The organism is Aerococcus sp. 150760013-2 (assembly GCF_053627715.1).
Map to the genome: position 1 here is coordinate 36289 of NZ_JBSEYI010000001.1, position 15817 is coordinate 52105.

Sequence of the window (15817 nt, forward strand, 5' to 3'; positions counted from 1 at the left end):
TCCCTAAAGCGTTTTCTCTATTGTATCATTGATTGGTTGACTTGCGAAAACAAACACTTTTTTTCGGTAAAAGGGCTAAGCATTCGAAAATTCACGGCCTGTGATTCGTATTTATGCCAGATTTTTGCTATAATTTATTTAATACGAAAAGGGGGAAGTTTTCATTTGACAGAATCTGCAATCAGTAAAAGTGTAGCCTTGATGAATCCAGCATTAGCCGTACAACTATTTGGTACTGAGGACCGTAATCTTTCTTTGATTGAACAAGCTTTTGAGGTGCAAATATTTGCCAGAGATGAGCAAATTGAAGTAACCGGACAAGAAGCGAATGTTGCCCAAGCGATTGATTTACTGACAGAATTACAAGTTATTCTACAATCAGGTATCACAATCGGTGAACGTGATGTGGTTACTGCGATTAAAATGGCAAAGAATGGGACTATTAAACACTTTGTAAGTTTATATGAAGAGGAAATTGGCCGGACCTTTGAAGGGAAAGCTATTCGAACAAAAACTGTAGGTCAACGTCAATATTTACACGCTGTCAATAAACATGCCATTACTTTTGGGATTGGACCAGCTGGTACCGGGAAAACTTTCTTAGCAGTGATGATGGCCGTTCAGGCTTTAAAACAAGGACGGGTAAAACGGATTGTCCTAACGCGTCCAGCAGTTGAAGCAGGGGAAAGCTTAGGTTTCCTACCTGGTGACTTGAAAGAGAAGGTTGATCCGTACTTACGACCAATATATGATGCCCTATATACTATTTATGGCCGGGAGCATACTGAACGCTTACTGGAACGTGGCGTGATTGAAGTGGCACCACTTGCTTATATGCGTGGTCGGACTTTGGAAGATGCTTTCGTCATTCTTGATGAAGCACAAAATACAACGGTTGCCCAAATGAAGATGTTCTTAACACGTCTTGGTTTCGGGTCTAAGATGATTGTCAATGGAGACAAGACACAAATTGATTTACCTAGAGGTGCTAAATCCGGGTTAATCGATGCGGAAAGACACTTGCAGGAGATTAAAGATATCGACTTTGTGCACTTTACAGCGACTGATGTTGTTCGTCACCCAGTGGTGTCAGCAATCATCAATGCCTATGCCAATGAAGATAAGGGTAATTAACGATAGACAAGGCAAAAAGAAAAAAGGTGAAAAAGTGTTAGATTTAATTTTTGAAGATAGGACGAATGGGCTTTCTAGTAAAGATAAAGAGATGTTGCATGAATTGTTGGGTTTTGCAGCAGATTATTTGAAACTTACTGGAGAAATTGACTTATCTTTGACCATCGTGAACGATGCAGAAATTCATGAAATCAATAAAACTTATCGCAACATTGACCGTCCAACTGACGTGATTTCTTTTGCGATTGAAGATTTAGGTGAAGATGAATTAGCAGTTATGGGCTTGCCAGAGGATATGCCACGTGAATTGGGCGATCTTTTTATCTCGATTGATAAAACACGCGAACAAGCAGCTGATTATGGCCATTCTTTTGAACGTGAACTAGGTTTTTTAGCTGTCCATGGATTCTTGCATTTGAATGGTTACGACCATTTGAATGAAGCAGATGAAAAGGAAATGTTTGGCCTACAGAAAGAGATTTTAGATGCTTATGGACTTAAAAGAGCGTAAACAAGTACCAAAACCACCAAAAGTGGATAAGAACCATAATTTTTTTGAATCAATGGGGTATGCCTTAAGTGGGATAAAATTTGCCTTTATCCATGAGCGAAACATTCGTTACCAAATTTTGGGGTTGATTTTAGTCATGTCAGCCGCTTGGTTTTTTGCTTTGCCCATTGAAAAGTGGTTAATTTTAATTTTAACCTGTGCTATTGTGATTTGTATGGAAATTACCAATACCATAGCTGAGTGGATTATTGATTTAGTGACCGACAACCAATACCATCCCATTGCAAAAAATGTGAAGGATGTAGCGGCTGGCGGCGTACTGATTTCATCTACAATGGCTGTAATTGTTGGCTTGCTAATTTTTGTACCTGAGATTTTACTTTTTTTCAATTTAACATAAAAATAAGGGAGACTATTCTTGAATATAGAAGATTTTAATATAAATGATTTTGATAACATTGAGGATTTAGAAAAATTACTAGAGGATGACGGAGACCAAGCTGAAGATGACTTTGATGGTTATAAGTCAGGATTTGTAGCCATCGTTGGCCGTCCTAATGTTGGGAAATCAACCTTTTTAAACCGCGTTGTGGGGCAAAAAGTAGCCATTATGTCTGACAAGGCGCAAACGACGCGTAACAAAATCCAAGCGGTTTATACAACAGATGAGGCGCAAATTGTTTTCATTGACACACCAGGTATTCATAAACCCCATAATGAGTTGGGCGAATTTATGAATAAATCTGCCTACCAATCACTTGAAGAAGTAGATGCTATCTTAATGTTGGTGAATGCGGAAGAACCTATTGGTCCAGGTGACAAATTTGTCTTTGAAAAGATTAAAAACTATAAGACTCGTAAGTTCTTGGGTGTCAATAAAATTGATAAGGTATCCCCTGAAGCCTTAGCGGACTTTATGCAAACTATTCCAAGCCCAGAATCTTTTGACGGGATTATCCCACTATCTGCTTTAAACGGCAATAATGTGGAGACCTTGATCGATACCCTAGTTGGTTTATTGCCGACTGGACCACAATACTATCCATCTGAATTTATCACAGACCATCCAGAATACTTTGTGGTTTCTGAATTAATCCGTGAACAAATTTTATTAAATACGTATGAAGAAATCCCACATTCAGTTGCTGTTCAAGTAGACTCCATGCAAAAAGATGAACTGGACCGCGTGCATGTGTATGCAACCATTATCGTCGACCAAAAGAGTCAAAAGGGGATTATCATTGGTAAGGGCGGTAAGATGATCAAGAAAATTGGTGTTGAAGCCCGCAAGGAAATCGAAAATTTACTTGGGTCTAAAATCTATTTAGAACTTTGGGTGAAAATCATCAAAAACTGGCGTAACAACAAGGCTAACCTAGGTGACCTTGGCTACAACCATAAAAACTATAAGGGTTAATAAACGCATCGCTAACAAAATGGCATCATATTGACATGCAAAACGAAAGGGGACGAGACCATGCGAAAAGACCATTACGCGCGTTTCGATGGGATTGTCCTTTTTACGCGGAAATACAAGGAAAAAGACCTGCTAATTAAAATATTCACCAAGGAATTTGGTAAGCGGATGTTCTTCATTAAGAATATTCAACGGCAGAATAATGGTTTAAGGGAAATTGCCTTTCCCTATATGCGAGCCTCTTTTGTGGGAACCATCAACGATAAAGGTTTTTCCTTTCTTAATGATACGGACGATGTTCTATTTCCAAAGGCAACGATCTCAAATATACAGGCCAATGCCTATGCAGCCTACATGACAGGGTTGACCGATGCCGCCTTTGAAGACTTCATTGAAGAAGACAAGGTGTTTAACCTGCTCTGGCAAGGTCTAGGCAAAATAGAAGCCGGTGTCGATCCGTCAGTCGTGGCCAATATATTTGAAATTCAGTTGCTGCCGAAATTCGGGGTGGGCCCTAACTTTAGGTCATGTGCTATTTGTGGCCGTGATCAAGGCCGTTTTGACTATTCCATGCAATATGCTGGCGTTTTATGCGAACAACATTTTCACATGGATGATAGGCGTCTCCATTGGTCACCACGGGCAAGTCATTTTATTCGACTGTTTAGTCAAATACCATATGACAAACTAGGTCAAGTGGACTTACAGGCGACAACAAAAACTGAAATTCGGCAAGCCTTGGATGATCTTTACGAAGAGTATGTAGGGATCCACTTAAAAAGTAAGCATTTTATCAGCCAGATGGAAACTTTCGTCAATCCGCTTGACGACAAAAGAGAAAAAAAGTATGATAATAGCTGAATAAAAGAAGTGCAGTGAAAATACTAAGTAAGAAGATGTAGATTCCAAAGCGAAGCCGGATAGTGGGAGCGGCTGGATTGAAACCTTGTGAAGGCATATTGGAGCACTTAACAATAAAGCGCTGATGGATTTTATCCGTTAGAAGTAGGGTGGAACCGCGAGATAATCGTCCCTATGTGTTTGTTTTTTTCAAATACATAGGGGTTTTTTTGTGTCTTCTGATGTATTTGACCACTATCATAATAGAATAAAAAATGAGGAAGTGAACATCTTGGCAACGAATCAAAAAACATTTCAAGATATAATTTTAACTTTACAAAACTACTGGGCTGAACAAGGTTGTTTAGTTTTAAACGCTTATGACACAGAAAAAGGTGCGGGTACCATGTCACCTTATACTTTCTTGCGTGCAATTGGTCCTGAACCATGGAACGCTTGTTACGTAGAACCATCTCGTCGTCCAGCAGATGGTCGTTACGGTGAGAACCCTAACCGTTTATACCAACATCACCAATTCCAAGTGGTGATGAAACCAAACCCAGATAACATTCAAGAATTATACATTGAAAGCTTGAAACAATTAGGAATTGACCCATTAAAACATGATATTCGTTTTGTAGAAGACAACTGGGAAAACCCATCACTTGGCTGTGCTGGTTTAGGTTGGGAAGTTTGGTTAGATGGGATGGAAGTCACTCAATTTACTTATTTCCAACAAGTTGGTGGTTTAGAATGTAAACCTGTTACATCGGAATTAACATATGGTTTAGAACGTTTAGCTTCTTACATCCAAGAAGTAGATTCAGTTTACGATATTGAATGGGTTGAAGGCGTTAAATACGGTGAAATTTTTGGTCAAGCAGAATACGAGCATTCAGTTTACTCATTTGAAGAATCGGATGTAGATATGTTATTCTCTGCCTTCAATAAGTATGAAGCTGAAGCCTTGAAACAAATCGACAACGAATTAGTCCACCCAGCTTATGACTACATTTTGAAATGTTCACATGCATTTAACTTACTAGATGCTCGTGGTGTGATTTCTGTTACTGACCGTGCAGCTTACCTTGCTCGTATCCGTAACATGGCCCGCCGTGTAGCTAAAATGTTTGTGAAGAAACGTGCTGACTTGGGTTACCCATTGTTAGACCGTGAAACAGCAGAAGCGTTATTGAAGGAGGAAAAATAATGAGCCAACATACATTTTTATTTGAAATTGGTTTGGAAGAAGTACCTGCTCAATACGTACGTAATGCCGTGAACCAATTAAAATCACTAGTAGAAAACTTTTTATCAGACAACCGTTTGACTTTTGACAATGTCGAAACATTTGCGACACCTCGCCGTTTGACTGTACGTGTTAATGGTTTAGCCGACAAGCAAACAGACTTTTCTGAAGTAGCTAAGGGACCTGCTAAACGTATTGCCCAAGATGAAGAGGGTAATTGGACCAAAGCTGCCCAAGGTTTCGCTCGCGGTAAAGGTGCCTCTGTTGAGGATATTTACTTTGAAGAAGTTAAAGGTGAAGAGTATGTTTTCATTAATATTTCGGAACCAGGTAGCCAAGCGGCCGACATTTTACAAGATGTGGTTTCAGTTATCGACCAAATGTCATTCCCTGTTTCAATGCACTGGGCGTCTTATGACGTTAAATACATCCGTCCAATCCACTGGATGGTTGCCTTATTAGATGACCAAGTCTTACCGTTAACATTCTTGAATCTAACAGCTTCAAATATCTCTCGCGGACACCGTTACCTAGGTTCTCAAGAGGTTGTGATTGCGGACGCTAATGCTTATGAAGCAGCCTTGGCAGATGAATTTGTTATTGTAAACCAAGACGAACGAAAAGCATTAATCGAACAACAAATCGAACAATTAGCGAGTGAAAACAAATATCAAATCGATATCGATGCTGACTTACTTGAAGAAGTTACCCAAATTGTTGAATACCCAACTGCCTTTATCGGCAACTTCGACGACAAATACTTAGCGTTACCGGATGAAGTATTGATCACTTCAATGAAGAACCACCAACGTTACTTCTATGTTAAAGACCAAGCAGGCAAATTGTTGCCATTATTCTTAGCTGTTCGTAACGGTAACGCTGAACACTTAGATAATGTCCGTAAGGGTAATCAAAAAGTCCTGACTGCACGTTTGGAAGATGGTTTCTTCTTCGTCAATGAAGATAAAACCAAAACAATTCAAGACTTCCAAGACCGTTTAGCTAAGGTAACTTTCCATGCTGAAATTGGTTCCTTACAGGAAAAAATGGCCCGTACTGGTCAAATCGCCAAATATCTAGCCGAAAAATGGTCTGGTCAGTTAGCTGACGTCCAAACCGGAGACATCACTCGTACTGGTGAGATCTACAAGTTCGATTTAATGACCGGTATTGTGGATGAATTCTCAGAATTACAAGGGATTATGGGTGAAAAATATGCCTTAGCCTTTGGTGAAGCACCTGCAGTTGCTACTGCTATTCGCGAACACTACATGCCAATTTCTGCTGAAGGTGAATTACCTGCTAGCCAATTGGGTAAATTGTTTGCTGTGTCAGATAAACTAGATTCAGTGATTTCATTCTTTAATATTGACCGAATTCCTTCTGGTTCAAACGATCCGTTTGCTTTACGTCGACAAACATCAGGAATTGTGCGTATTCTAATCGAAAATGAGTTAACTTTTGACTGGAAAACTGATATCATTAGTATCTTGCAGACTGTTTATGGAATTGAAGACCAAGAGCGCCTAGTTGAATTACAAACGGCTTTAAGCCAATTTGTAAATGACCGCTTGAAAGCTATCTTAAATGACCAAGAAATTCGTTATGATATTGCGGATGCTGTTTTGCAAAGCCGTTCAGCGGATATCTTAAGAAAACTAGCGGCAAGTAAAGTCTTACAAGCAGCTAGTGAAAAAGCGTCATTTAAAGAAACGCTTGAAGCATGGAACCGTATTTTGAACTTGGGTGCGAAAGCCCGTGAATTAAATGTCCAAGATGTTACAATAGAAGAAAGTCGTTTTGAATCTGATTCAGAAGCTGCATTATTCAATGCCGCCAAAGGCTTAGAGATGACAAATGACATGCAGGACAACTATAATCAACTTGAGGCTTTAACACCAGTTATCACTGAATTCTTTGATAACAACATGGTATTTGCTGAAGATCAAACAGTACAAAACAACCGGTTAGCCATCTTAAGCATGATTGCGCAAGCCATTTTAACGCTTGCTGATACAAGCCGTATTAACACGAAATAAAAGCAAAAATAAAAGAAATTGAAAGGAGGGGTAACATATGTCAACATTTTTTGATTATGCCAAGATCTGGGTAAAAGCAGGTAAGGGTGGCGACGGTATGGTTGCCTTTTTACGAGAAAAATATCGTCCAGACGGAGGTCCAGCTGGAGGAGATGGCGGTCGCGGAGGCGACATCATCTTCAAAGTTGACGAAGGGTTAAGAACCTTGATGGATTTCCGTTACAACCGACACTTTAAGGCGAAACCAGGTGAAAATGGGATGCCAAAAGGTATGTACGGTCGTGGTGCAGAGGATATGTATGTCGCTGTACCCCCTGGAACTGTTGTCAAAAACTTTGACACTGGTCAAATTATTGGTGATTTAGTGGAGAACGGTGAAGAGCTCATCGTTGCACATGGTGGTCGTGGTGGCCGTGGGAACATGAAATTTGCGACCCACAACAACCCGGCACCAGAAATCGCTGAAAATGGTGAACCAGGTGATGAAATTACCCTACAACTAGAATTGAAATTGATCGCGGATGCTGGATTAGTCGGTTTCCCATCAGTTGGTAAATCAACCTTACTATCTGTTGTTACAGCGGCAACACCTAAAATTGGTGATTACCACTTTACAACAATTACACCGAACTTGGGTGTGGTAAATACCCGTTCACATGAATCTTTTGTATTAGCCGATTTACCAGGGTTAATCGAAGGGGCTGCTGACGGTATTGGTTTAGGGTTCCAATTCTTACGCCACGTTGAGCGTACTAAGGTGATTTTACATGTAATTGATATGGGTGGTTCTGAAAACCGCGACCCATTTGACGACTATGTAGCTATCAACAAAGAATTAGATAATTATGATGATAATTTGATGTCTAGACCAACGATTATCGTAGCCAATAAAATGGACATTCCTGAAGCAGAATTATATATTGAAGAATTCAAGGAAAAACTTGCAAGTTATTTTGCAGAGAACTATCCAGACTTAGAATTGCCAGAAATTTTCCCAATTTCAGCTTATACTAGAGAAGGCTTAGATCCTTTAATGGACCATACGGCTGAATTGATCCGTTTAGAAGAAGAGCGCATTGCTGAAGAAGGTAAACAAGCGTCTACTGAAACAGTGGTTTATGAAATTCCTGAAGACGAAGAGCCACCATTCTATGTAGGCCGTGAATCTGATGGTACCTTCTACCTATACGGTGACAAGATTGAGAAAACATTCAAGATGGCGAACTTGGAATATGATGAGTCGGCATTACGATTTGCTCGTCAGTTGAAGAATATGGGTGTTGATAAAGCCTTGGCTGCACGTGGTGCGAAACAAGGGGATATTATCCGTATTTTAGATTACGAGTTTGAATTCCAAGAATAGTAGGTGCGACAAAAGTCGTTTAGAATTGACGGGCCGGATCAAAAGCCGAACAATTACTATAAAAGTAATTGGCGTATTTTGGGAAGCAGCGGATAATTCTGACTTTGGGCGCCTGATATCATGAGGATTGTTGGTGGGAGGGTGACACTTCAGTCTCAAACCCATCGAAAGACGAGCGCACATTGAACAGGGAGACTTGGATTTAATGTGCGCTCTTGATTTTTTACGAATATATATAATAGAAATGAGCGAAAAAAAGTGGAGATAACTTTTTTGGGAACAGGTGCTGGCGTTCCGAGTAGAAGTCGTAATGTGACAAGCATCATGTTAAAATTATTAGACGAAAGTAATGAAATGTGGATGTTTGATTGTGGGGAAGCAACGCAACATCAAATTATGAAAACCACATTGAAACCGCGTAAAGTTACTAAAATTTTTATCACGCATTTACACGGAGATCACATTTTTGGCTTGCCAGGATTCTTATCTTCAAGAAGCCATCAAGGCGGGGAAGCTCCGGTGACCATTTATGGACCTAAAGGGATTAAAGCTTATATTGATAACTTTCTTAAAGTTACCCGTACGACCTTAGGATATGATCTAATCATTCAGGAGTTAGCCGATGAAGGAATGGTCTTTCAAAATGACCAATACCAGGTCATCTATAAGACTTTAGACCACGCCGTTCAGTCTTATGGCTTTAGAGTCATTGAGGCAGACCAAGTAGGGGAGTTGTTGATTGATAAGGCTAGGGAAGCGGGCGTACCAAATGGGCCTTTACTAGGTCAATTAAAACAAGGTAAGTCCATTACTTTAGAAGACGGTACCCAGTTAGATGGTCGTGACTTTATTGGACCTGACAAAAAGGGCCATATTGTAACCGTCCTAGGTGATACCCGTTATAACCCAAATGCGGTAGCTCTTGCTAAAGATGCGGACTTTTTAGTGCATGAAGCGACCTTTGCTGCTGGCGAGGAACGAATGGCACGTAATTACTACCATTCAACCGCTAAACAAGCTGGTCAGGTGGCTAAGGAAGCCAATGTCAAGAAATTATTACTAACCCATATCTCAGCTAGATATGTAGGAAAAGCCTCACAACAACTGGAGGCAGATGCCAAAAAAGTGTTTGTCAATAGCCAAATTGTAAAAGATTTTGATTCAATCAGTCTCGGATAAGTAGCCACATTTATAGGAGTGATGAAAATGTCTCAAACATACACAGTCATTACAGGTGCATCTTCTGGAATCGGTCAAGCTTTTGCTTATAAAATGGCCAGCGAAGGTAGAAATATCATCATCAACGGTCGGAATAAAAAGCGGTTGGACGAAACAAAGAAACAGGCCAAAGAATTAGGTGCTGGACAAGTTTTAGCTTATACAGCCGACTTAGTGACTGGTGATGAAGCTGAGAAATTCGCCCAATATTGCTTTGACAAAGGACAAATCGAAAATTTTGTCCATTGTTTAGGCTTCGGTGATTTTTCAACAATTAGTGACCAAGCTTATACGCAAATCGCAAAACTGACCCATACAAATTTATTATTAACCATGTTTCTTTCAAAACGCTTTGCTGCTGGGATGTTACACCAAGATACGAAAGCCAATAACATCACCTTAATTGCGTCAGTTGCTGGCTTAATTCAAACGCCTAAATCAGCTGTCTACGCAGCCAGTAAAGCGGGCGTTCATGCCTTTGCTAACGGCTTAAGACAAGATTTATGGTCAACCAAGATTAAAGTGACTTGTATCTTGCCTGGTCCAGTTGACACTGCCTTCTTTGATATCGCGGATAAAGATGGGTCATACTTTAAAAATGTCCAATCTTTTGCCACCACACCAGAGATTGTTGCTGACAAAATGGCAACCGCGATTGAACGTGGCAAGTTTGAGGTAGTCGTGCCATTTTACTACGACATTATGAACCGTCTAATGAGATTGGCGCCAAGCCTAGCCTATCGCTTGATTCATATGAGCTATGAAAAAGGCCAATTTAGAGACTAATTTTCTACGAAACTTAGAAATGAGGACAAATTTTGTTGCAATCAGTTTATGAATGGATAGAACCTGAATACTTAGGCAATGCAGATGATACAGCTGCAGCCTTTATCCAGCAGCTAGCTGAAGACCTATCCTTACCAAAGATGGTCGTACAGGTCATTTATGATAAGGGCTACCAAACACCTGAAGCGATTCAAGCTTTTATCGCTAAAGAACCCGTATTTCATGATCCATTCTTATTAAAAGATATGGAAAAGGCCGTTTCAAGACTACAACAAGCGGTTGAAGATTATGAAGAGATTTTAATCTACGGGGATTATGACGCAGATGGGATCACTTCAACGACTATTTTGTATGAAACCCTAGAAATGCTTGGGGCCAATGTATCCTTCTACTTACCTAACCGGTTTGAAGATGGGTACGGACCAAACAAGGATGTCTATGCTTATTACATCAAGAAAGGGACCCAACTAATCCTGACTTGTGATAATGGGGTAGCAGGACACGAAGCCGTAGCTTACGCCAAAGACCAAGATGTTGACGTGATTATCACGGACCACCATGAAATTGGAGACAGCTTGCCGGATGCCTATGCCATCGTCCATCCACGCCACCCAGAAGGCCAATATCCTTTTGGTGATTTAGCAGGTGCTGGAGTCGCCTTGAAATTGGCTACAGCCTTACTTGGTGAAACGCCAAGTGATTTACTGGATGTTGCCGCTATTGGCACTGTTGCTGACTTGGTATCATTAACTGACGAAAACCGAGTTATTGTGGCATCTGGTTTAGACCAAATGAAGCATACCGAGCGGTTAGGCTTACAGATGTTCCTTGAAAAAGAAAGCATCCAGCCAGACCAAATCGATGAGCAAACGATTGGTTTTATTCTGGGACCAAGATTAAATGCTTTAGGTCGTTTAGGCGATCCAAACCCTGGTGTGCGGTTCTTAACCTCTTTTGATGACCAAGAAGTTGGTGAACTGGTTGAGTTACTGGACTCAGAAAATAACGCCCGTAAAGCCATCGTTGATGAGATGGTGACTGAAGCGGAAGCTTTAGTTGACGGTGAAAGTCAATTACCGCAAATGATTATCTTGGGCCAAGAAGGTTGGCATGAAGGAGTCCTTGGAATTGTAGCCAGCCGTTTGGTTGAAAAATACCACCGACCAACCATTCTACTAAGTAAGAATACTGAAAATGGCAGCTATAAAGGCTCTGGCCGTTCGATAGAAGGGATTGACCTTTTCCAAGTATTACAAGCCGGTAAAGACTATGCGGACAAATTTGGTGGTCATGAAATGGCCGCCGGGATGACTGTAGCTATTGACCAGTTTGAAGCTTGGAAAACAGCCTTATTAGATCGTATGGCTGAATTTTCAGCGGTATATACTCAGCAAACACCGCTGAAAATTGATGGGATCATCGGGATTACAGATATCACTCTTGAAAATATCAAAGCCCTTGACCCAATTAAACCCTTTGGTACCGATAATCAACAGCCCTTGTTTTTAATAAAGGACGTCCAATTATCACAAATCCAATTGATTGGGAAGGACAAAAATACTTTAAAACTGACAGTAGCAGATGCAGATGTCAAAACAAGTATGATTGCTTTTAAATCTGGTGCCTTAGCCAAACAATTAGTAGCGAACGAACCAATCGATGTGGTGGTTACCTTGTCCATCAACGCATGGAACGGAAACCAATCACCGCAAGCTCAAATCAAGGATATTCGCCAGTCTAGTAAAAGTATTTTTGACTTGCGAAATATGCGTGAGCGTGATCAAATCATGTCAATTGAAAATGCCACTTATGTCTTTGAAAATGCGCCGTTTTTCAAGGCTTATAAAGACGAAATCCCTTTCACAAGTGAAGCCATCATGACCAGTGAGATTGATCAAATACTTGAAAAAGGATCAGCATTTGCTAGTAAGAATAGCTTAGTTATTTTTGATATTCCAAAGGACTTATCAGCAATTAAAAACCTGATAAACCAGGCGGCAATTGATAATATTTATATCTATGCTTATTCTGCGGTCAATGCCTACATGGTTGGAAAGCCAACCCGGCAAGAATTCGGCCAATTATATAAATACTTACAAGGCCACGGAACAGTTCCACTGGCGGGTAAGGAACAGGCATTGGCAGACTTCTTCAAAATTTCTAAAGTGAAACTTGATTTAATGGTGAAAGTCTTAGAAGAAGCGGAATTGGTTAAATGGCATAATACTGATTTAGTGACCTTACCGGTAAATGAAAAGGTAGACTTATTGGCTACTCAAACCATGGCCGATTGGGAAACCCAAATCAATAATGAACGACTCTTACGGTATAATGATGTTACGATGATTAAAGATTATTTCTATTCAGGAGGAAAATAATGGATTTTAAACAATATGTTGCAGACGTACAGGACTTCCCAGAGAAAGATATTTTATTTAGAGATATCACGCCTTTGATGGGGAATGGTCCAGCCTTCCACGAAGCAATTAATGAAATCGTGGAATTTGCACGTGAGAAAGATGTAGATGTGGTTGTTGGACCAGAAGCCCGCGGATTTATCGTTGGTTGTCCAGTTGCTTATGCATTAAATATTGGCTTCGTTCCCGCACGTAAAAAAGGTAAATTGCCTCGTGAAATCGAGTCAATCGATTACGGTTTGGAGTACGGTCAATCAACCCTACAAATCCATAAAGATGCGATTAAACCAGGCGATAAAGTCTTAATTGCAGATGACTTATTGGCAACTGGTGGTACCATCGAAGCTTGTGTATCATTAATTGAAAAATTAGGTGGCGAAGTTGTCGGTGCAGCCTTCTTAGTAGAATTAGATGAATTCAAAGCCAGAGAAAAAATCGCTGGTACTGACGTATTCTCATTGATGCACTACTAGTATGAAGTAGTAAAATAACAGAAAACATGACCAAATCCCTATAGGGCGAAATTTGGTCATGTTTTTTTGCATAAATAATAGCATATTGGTCGAGCAATCATTATTAGGCGGTAATATTCAATTCAGGTACAGCTCATAAGACGGGAAGGCCATGACATATTGATCACCATCACAAGTTACTGTTAATTGACCACTAAGTGTATCAAAAGATACTTGAATCGATATAGTTCATGATGACGAAAGCTGTCGCAGGTCCACGAAGGTCAATTTACCGTCGAGGGTAAACCAACGTAAATGGTAGTTGCCAGCTTCTTTAACCGCGAAGGCTGTTTCTGACAGGATATTTTCCTTTGTGATGTTAATTATCAAGTTTTCTGGTAACCACTTTTCTAAAATACAGAAGCAGGATTAGCTTCAAGTAATTGTTCTACAAATGCATCGACGATATATTGCTTCATATACTTTACGCCTGCAATATGGAATATCTCTTGCGATTAATTTAGTGGATATTTCAAAAATGTAAATAGGTGATTGTCGTATAGGCATCGACATGGTTAATTTGAGTGAAAAAAAACCATGATGATCATCGGATAATGGATGCCACCATGGTATAAGGAATTAATAAGTATGTTCTCTAAATAAACTGATTACGCGTCCTAAAATTTGTACGTCTGGTAAAATAATAGGCTCTAAGCTATGGTTTTCTGGTTGTAGGCGAATATACCCATCCTCTTTAAAGAATCGTTTACAAGTAGCTTCACCTTCGTCTGTCATGGCGATTACAATATCACCATTTTGGGCAGACAATTCTTGACGAACGATAACGAAGTCTCCGTCTAAAATACCTGCTTCAATCATTGAATCACCACGGATTTTCAGCATAAATAGGGATTCTGATTGGTTTTTCAAAGTAGGCGGAATAGGGAAATAATCTTCAATATCTTCAACGGCAGTAATTGGTTGACCGGCAGTTACCGTACCAATCATTGGGATACCTTGACTAGATACACCTAGTAATTCCAAGCCTTTTTCTGTGATTTCCATAGCACGCGGTTTAGTCGCATTCCGAAGTAGATAACCTTGCTTTTCTAATTGAGAAAGGTGGCCATGGACTGTAGAAGTTGAAGATAGGTTCACGGCTTCACAGATTTCCCTTACTGTTGGGGGGAACCCTTGACTTTGAATGTTTGAATAGATACATTTTAGAATTTGTAGATGACGTTCTTTCATTAGCTGTACTCCTTTTTTGTGGGTTATGAGTTCTAACTATTCACGTTTTATTTATAATCAGTATAGCACATACGTTCGGTCAATACAAACGTACATTCGATGAATGTGAAAATACTGACCAATATTCCTCTGATAGCCTAGTGTTTGGTATAATAGAGGGCATAATCATACACGTAATAAGATAAAAGAGGTGTCAAACATGGGAAATAAGGGTTTCTTATTTATTTTTAACCAAGCTGCTGGGAAAAAGAAGAAGGCCGATATAAATGCATTGGTATTAGACCGGGCTTCAAAAGCAGGATTGAATAAAGACGATATCTTTTTAGTGTATTCGACATCAAAGGCGTCTAGCCAATTTTTGATTGACCGTTTTTCAGAAAAATATCGAGATGGGGTAGTTGTTGCCTGTGGTGGCGATGGAACTGTCCATTCAATCGGGAATTTGATGATAAATACTGCGCTTACTTTTGCTATCTTGCCCTTAGGTACTGGGAATGACTTATATACGGGCTTATATGGCAACCGTTCGGTTAAAGACCAGATTGACCATATTTTTAAGGGTAAAACGAGCGAAACGGATGCCATTTATATTCCTGAATTAGACTTATATGCTATGAATATTTTGAGTGTTGGCGCCGATGCGAATGTTGTTTTTCAAGCCAATGACTTTAAAGAAAAGCATAAATTCTTGCAAAAATACGCCTACATGGCTTCAATTCCAAAGGCCTTACAAGCAGGTACGGCATTCGATATTCGCCTAACAGCCAGAAAAGAAGGGGCAGAGTTGATGCTGATGGATGGGCCATATATTCTTGCCGCATTGTGCAATGGGGTTATGTATGGTGGAGGTTTTCAGATCAACCCTGATGGTCAAGTGAATGACGGCCTTCTAGAATTGGTTTATGTACAAACTATGCCTAAGCATAAAATATTGGCTGTCTTATACAAGTTTTTCGCTGGAAAGCACGAAGATTTGGCAGAGCTAGATAATGTAATATGTGATGAAGTAGTTTATGCCAGTAAGGATGGCAGCCCGATGGTCCTGAACTGTGATGGGGAAATTTATCAATTACCAATATTTACCTGTCAGGTGAAGAAACACGCTTATAAACGGATTATTTAGAAAATATATGTAGTAAA

The 15817-nt window shown here is 39.9% G+C and carries 14 protein-coding genes; 13 read left to right on the plus strand and 1 reads right to left on the minus strand.

All coding sequences use genetic code 11. The features are described 5' to 3' along the window. Positions 1-165: 165 nt before the first annotated feature. From ACUW85_RS00190 to ACUW85_RS00245, 12 genes are all read left to right on the plus strand, one after another. Positions 166-1134 carry a PhoH family protein gene (locus ACUW85_RS00190; RefSeq protein ID WP_149314626.1) on the plus strand — a complete coding sequence of 323 codons (969 nt, stop codon included), beginning with the start codon at positions 166-168 and terminating at the stop codon, positions 1132-1134. Further along, on the plus strand, positions 1115-1645 hold the full coding sequence (gene ybeY / locus ACUW85_RS00195; protein WP_165702985.1) for an rRNA maturation RNase YbeY: 531 nt from the start codon (positions 1115-1117) through the stop codon (positions 1643-1645). The genes ACUW85_RS00190 and ybeY overlap by 20 nt, the downstream gene beginning before the upstream one ends. Next, positions 1620-2045, plus strand: a complete 426-nt coding sequence (locus ACUW85_RS00200) for a diacylglycerol kinase family protein (protein WP_149314624.1) — start codon at positions 1620-1622, stop codon at positions 2043-2045. Before ybeY ends, ACUW85_RS00200 begins: the two co-directional genes overlap by 26 nt. An 18-nt stretch (positions 2046-2063) precedes the next feature. Further along, entirely contained in the window at positions 2064-3062 is a 999-nt protein-coding gene (gene era / locus ACUW85_RS00205; protein WP_016897385.1) for a GTPase Era, read from the plus strand. Positions 3063-3122: 60 nt separating this feature from the next. After that, positions 3123-3923, plus strand: a complete 801-nt coding sequence (gene recO, locus ACUW85_RS00210) for a DNA repair protein RecO (protein WP_026466015.1) — start codon at positions 3123-3125, stop codon at positions 3921-3923. Positions 3924-4185: 262 nt separating this feature from the next. Beyond that, positions 4186-5112 carry a glycine--tRNA ligase subunit alpha gene (glyQ, locus tag ACUW85_RS00215; protein WP_026466016.1) on the plus strand — a complete coding sequence of 309 codons (927 nt, stop codon included), beginning with the start codon at positions 4186-4188 and terminating at the stop codon, positions 5110-5112. Further along, positions 5112-7190: a glycine--tRNA ligase subunit beta gene (gene glyS, locus ACUW85_RS00220; protein ID WP_182023018.1), complete on the plus strand. Its 2079-nt coding sequence runs from the start codon at positions 5112-5114 to the stop codon at positions 7188-7190. The genes glyQ and glyS overlap by 1 nt, the downstream gene beginning before the upstream one ends. 37 nt (positions 7191-7227) lie before the next feature. Beyond that, positions 7228-8553, plus strand: a complete 1326-nt coding sequence (gene obgE, locus ACUW85_RS00225; RefSeq protein WP_048728132.1) for a GTPase ObgE — start codon at positions 7228-7230, stop codon at positions 8551-8553. A 258-nt stretch (positions 8554-8811) separates the two neighbouring features. Next, on the plus strand, positions 8812-9732 hold the full coding sequence (gene rnz / locus ACUW85_RS00230; RefSeq protein WP_048728135.1) for a ribonuclease Z: 921 nt from the start codon (positions 8812-8814) through the stop codon (positions 9730-9732). A gap of 27 nt (positions 9733-9759) precedes the next feature. Continuing rightward, positions 9760-10557 (plus strand): SDR family NAD(P)-dependent oxidoreductase, encoded by a 798-nt coding sequence (locus tag ACUW85_RS00235; RefSeq protein WP_182023017.1) that lies wholly within the window; start codon positions 9760-9762, stop codon positions 10555-10557. 32 nt (positions 10558-10589) lie between these two features. After that, positions 10590-12935, plus strand: a complete 2346-nt coding sequence (recJ, locus tag ACUW85_RS00240) for a single-stranded-DNA-specific exonuclease RecJ (protein WP_149314622.1) — start codon at positions 10590-10592, stop codon at positions 12933-12935. Continuing rightward, a complete protein-coding gene (locus tag ACUW85_RS00245; protein ID WP_016897377.1) occupies positions 12935-13447 on the plus strand; it encodes an adenine phosphoribosyltransferase in 513 nt (170 codons plus the stop codon). Before recJ ends, ACUW85_RS00245 begins: the two co-directional genes overlap by 1 nt. A 618-nt stretch (positions 13448-14065) precedes the next feature. Here the strand turns inward: ACUW85_RS00245 and lexA are convergent. Further along, the gene (gene lexA / locus ACUW85_RS00250) at positions 14066-14677 is read right to left on the minus strand and encodes a transcriptional repressor LexA (RefSeq protein WP_016897164.1); all 612 of its coding nucleotides are present in this window, start codon (positions 14675-14677) and stop codon (positions 14066-14068) included. Between the two features lie 199 nt (positions 14678-14876). On the opposite strand from lexA, the gene ACUW85_RS00255 reads away from it, so the two are divergent. Continuing rightward, a complete protein-coding gene (locus tag ACUW85_RS00255) occupies positions 14877-15800 on the plus strand; it encodes a diacylglycerol/lipid kinase family protein (RefSeq protein ID WP_149314621.1) in 924 nt (307 codons plus the stop codon). Positions 15801-15817 lie beyond the last annotated feature (17 nt).

What these genes read in the sequence shown, in the direction of transcription:
- glyS (WP_182023018.1), top strand. Translation starts at nt 5,112, where the DNA reads ATGAGCCAACATACATTTTTATTTGAAATTGGTTTGGAAGAAGTACCT.
- ACUW85_RS00245 (WP_016897377.1), top strand. Translation starts at nt 12,935, where the DNA reads ATGGATTTTAAACAATATGTTGCAGACGTACAGGACTTCCCAGAGAAA.
- ACUW85_RS00255 (WP_149314621.1), top strand. Translation starts at nt 14,877, where the DNA reads ATGGGAAATAAGGGTTTCTTATTTATTTTTAACCAAGCTGCTGGGAAA.
- ybeY (WP_165702985.1), top strand. Translation starts at nt 1,115, where the DNA reads ATGAAGATAAGGGTAATTAACGATAGACAAGGCAAAAAGAAAAAAGGT.
- lexA (WP_016897164.1), bottom strand. Translation starts at nt 14,677, where the DNA reads ATGAAAGAACGTCATCTACAAATTCTAAAATGTATCTATTCAAACATT.
- ACUW85_RS00200 (WP_149314624.1), top strand. Translation starts at nt 1,620, where the DNA reads ATGCTTATGGACTTAAAAGAGCGTAAACAAGTACCAAAACCACCAAAA.
- obgE (WP_048728132.1), top strand. Translation starts at nt 7,228, where the DNA reads ATGTCAACATTTTTTGATTATGCCAAGATCTGGGTAAAAGCAGGTAAG.
- recO (WP_026466015.1), top strand. Translation starts at nt 3,123, where the DNA reads ATGCGAAAAGACCATTACGCGCGTTTCGATGGGATTGTCCTTTTTACG.
- ACUW85_RS00235 (WP_182023017.1), top strand. Translation starts at nt 9,760, where the DNA reads ATGTCTCAAACATACACAGTCATTACAGGTGCATCTTCTGGAATCGGT.